Source organism: Cellulomonas sp. P4_B5_2, from assembly GCF_056402235.1.
Window position 1 is genome coordinate 1 of the sequence record NZ_JBFUHU010000395.1, and the last position, 2,939, is coordinate 2,939.

The 2,939-nt window shown below is 74.5% G+C and carries 4 protein-coding genes and 1 pseudogene; all 5 read right to left on the reverse strand.

From position 1 onward, the window contains the following. A pseudogene (locus AC1DUQ_RS20050) lies at positions 1–268 on the reverse strand (hypothetical protein); the annotation flags it as partial. Continuing rightward, complete coding sequence (locus AC1DUQ_RS20055; protein ID WP_056095706.1) at positions 265–594, reverse strand: PadR family transcriptional regulator; 330 nt, start codon at positions 592–594, stop codon at positions 265–267. The pseudogene AC1DUQ_RS20050 and the gene AC1DUQ_RS20055, both read right to left, overlap by 4 nt. 308 nt (positions 595–902) lie before the next feature. Further along, positions 903–1,856: a Ppx/GppA phosphatase family protein gene (locus AC1DUQ_RS20060; RefSeq protein WP_477060214.1), complete on the reverse strand. Its 954-nt coding sequence runs from the start codon at positions 1,854–1,856 to the stop codon at positions 903–905. A gap of 20 nt (positions 1,857–1,876) precedes the next feature. Further along, the gene (locus AC1DUQ_RS20065) at positions 1,877–2,356 is read right to left on the reverse strand and encodes a DUF501 domain-containing protein (protein WP_477060213.1); all 480 of its coding nucleotides are present in this window, start codon (positions 2,354–2,356) and stop codon (positions 1,877–1,879) included. Between the two features lie 46 nt (positions 2,357–2,402). Continuing rightward, the coding region (locus AC1DUQ_RS20070) for an FtsB family cell division protein (RefSeq protein ID WP_477074452.1) at positions 2,403–2,939 on the reverse strand (537 nt) is incomplete at its 5' end.

Genomic DNA, 2,939 nt, shown 5'->3' on the forward strand with positions numbered 1-2,939 from the left:
CCCGCACGCGGCGCGCGCCGGTCGAGGCCGGTGCCAGGCCGGCGGCCGCGCGCAGCTCGGCGGCGTACGCCTCGGGTGGGCCGAACTGGTCCAGCAGCCCGCGCCCGTGCGCCACGTGGCGCTCGTCGTCCAGCGCCTCGGCCAGGTCCGCCTCGAGGTCGTCCGTGAGGTCGTCGACGAGCTCCGGCCCGAGGTCGACCAGGCTCCGGCGCACCGCTGCGGCGTACCCCGCCACGTCCAGCACGTCCGTGGTGTCCAGCACGCTCATCGCACGACCTCCGTCTTGAGCAGGCGGCCCATCGTGCCTGCGAACTCCTGCCAGTCCTTGCGCTGGGCCTCGAGCATCGCTCGGCCCTGGGCGTTGATCCCGTAGTACTTGCGGTGCGGACCCTCGTCGCTGGGCACCACGTAGGACGTCAGCGCGCCCGACGAGTACAACCGCCGCAGCGTCCCGTACACCGACGCGTCGCCGACCTCCTCGATGCCCGCGGCGCGCAGCCGGCGGACGACGTCGTACCCGTACCCGTCCTCGTCGGCGACGACCGCGAGCACCGCGAGGTCGAGCACGCCCTTGAGCAGCTGTGTGGTGTCCATCCGTCCTCCGGTCGACGTCCCTGCCGCCGAGCGCCCCACCTGGGCGATCGACCGTACCGGGCCGGGAAGCTGGTGCGGGAGCCCCCTCCGGCTCCCGCAGACGCGACGCTATTACACAGTGCGCACTACCGTCCAGAACGCGGCAGGCGTGTCGCGGACTGGCACCCCCGGCAACGTCCGCACTCGTGCAGGCTGGAACCCACGGGAGTGCGGACGTCCCGCCGAGTGCCTTCGTAGCGTCCGCGCTCGTGCGGGTTGGGGGACGCGGGAGTGCGGACGTCAGTCCCTGGGCCTGCCGGAGGCGCCGGTCAGCGGGTGGCGATGCTCCACGCGATGCCGTCGAGGATGTCGTGCTCGGACGTGACCACCTCGGTGAGCAGTCCCCCGGCGGCGGCGACCTCGTCGCGCACCCGTCGGACCACGTCCGCCCAGACCAGCGCGCCGGCGCCGATCACGTCGACGCGACCGGGGTGCATGAACCCGAGGGACGCACGCTCCGCCCGGGACCGGGTCAGCAGGTCGTCGCACGCGGCGAGCACCACGTCCACCGGCAGCACCGACCCGTCGATGACCGCGGGGTCGTAGGCGGGCAGGCCCAGCCCGTGCGCGGTGACCGTGGTGACCGTCCCGGCCAGGCCGACGAGCGTGACCGTCTTGCCGAGCGGCACGACGGCCGACGCCGTGTCCAGCGCCGCGGCGACGTCGGCGTGCGCGGCGGCGATCTCCGCGGCGGTCGGCGGGTCGCTGCGCAGGTGGCGCTCGGTCATCCGCACGCAGCCGACGTCCATCGAGTAGGCCGCCTCGGGCGCGGTGGTGCCCAGCACCAGCTCGGTCGAGCCGCCGCCGAGATCGACGACGAGGAACGGTCCCGGGTGCCTCGCGCCGAGCACGCCGGTGGCCCCACGGAACGAGAGCTCGGCCTCCTCCTGCCCGTCGACGACCTCGGGCTCGACGCCGAGCGCCGCGTGCACGCCGGCGACGAAGTCCGCGCGGTTCTCGGCGTCGCGCGACGCCGACGTGGCGACGAACCGGATCGCCTCGACGCCCAGCTCGGTGCACACGTCGTTGTACCGGCGGGCCGCGTCGAGCGTGCGCTCGAGGGCCTCGGGGGCGATGCGCCCGGTCCGGTCGACCCCCTGACCCAGGCGGACGACCTCCATGCGACGGTCCAGGTCCACCAGCGTCCCGGCGTCGGGATCCACGTCGGCGACGAGGAGTCGGATCGAGTTGGTCCCGCAGTCGATGGCAGCCACACGCGTCACGCGGACCATCCTCGCACCGGTCAGCAGGTGCAGCGGTCAGGGCGCCACTCGTCGCGGATCAGGGCCAGTGCCTCGTCGCCGATCGGGTTGACCCCCGGGCCTGCAGCGAGCGCGTGCCCCACCAGGACGTGCAGGCACTTCACGCGCGTCGGCATCCCCCCGGCCGAGATGCCGGCGATCTCCTCCACGTGCCCGAGCGCCTCGCGGTCCACCAGGTAGGCGTCGTGGGCGCGACGATAGGCCGCCGCCAGCTCCTCGTCCTCCCCCAGCCGGGCCGTGAGCTCCTTCATGAGACCGCCGGCCTCGAGCGTGCTCACGGCCGCGACCGCGGGCGGGCAGGTGAGGTAGTACGTCGTCGGGAAGGGGGTGCCGTCGTCCAGCCGCGGGGCGGTGCGGACCACCAGGGGACGTCCGCAGACGCAGCGCGCGGCGATGCCGACGACGCCGCGCGGAGGGCGGCCCAGCTGCTCGGCGAGGACGGCGAGGTCCTGGTCGGACACGGCATCGAAGGAGGGAGGCACTGAGAGGTCCGTTCGTGCGGGTGGGTCAGCCGCCTGCGGGCGCAGCGGGCGTCCCATTGTCGCCCGCGACCGGCGTCTGACCCGCCACCTCGACCGACTCCCAGACGTTCGCGTACCAGGGCAGCGTCGAGCCCGCGTCGAGCACCGGCGCAGAGCCGTCGGTGGCGGGCGGGGCGTCGGGGACGGTCTCGGGGTCGACGACGCGGAACGCCTTCTCCCCCGGCAGCACGAACGAGAGCCGCTCCCGCGCCTGTGCCGTCACGTACGCGGGGTCGTCCCAGCGTCGCAGGTCGGCCTGGAGGTCGTCGTTGCGCTGCCGGGCCGCCTCGACCTGGCTGCGCAGCTGGTCCACCTCGACGCGCTGCTGCAGGTAGGAGTGCAGGGTCGGGTAGACCAGCACGAAGGCCAGCAGGAGCACGCAGGAGAACACCATCGCGCGCACCGTGAACAGCCGGGGCACGCGCACCTGCACCCGCTCCGCGCGGGGCGTGCCGCGCGGCGGCGTCGGGGCTCCCCGGGTGGCCGGACGGGACGCGGCGGGCCGCGACGAGGAGGGCCGGGC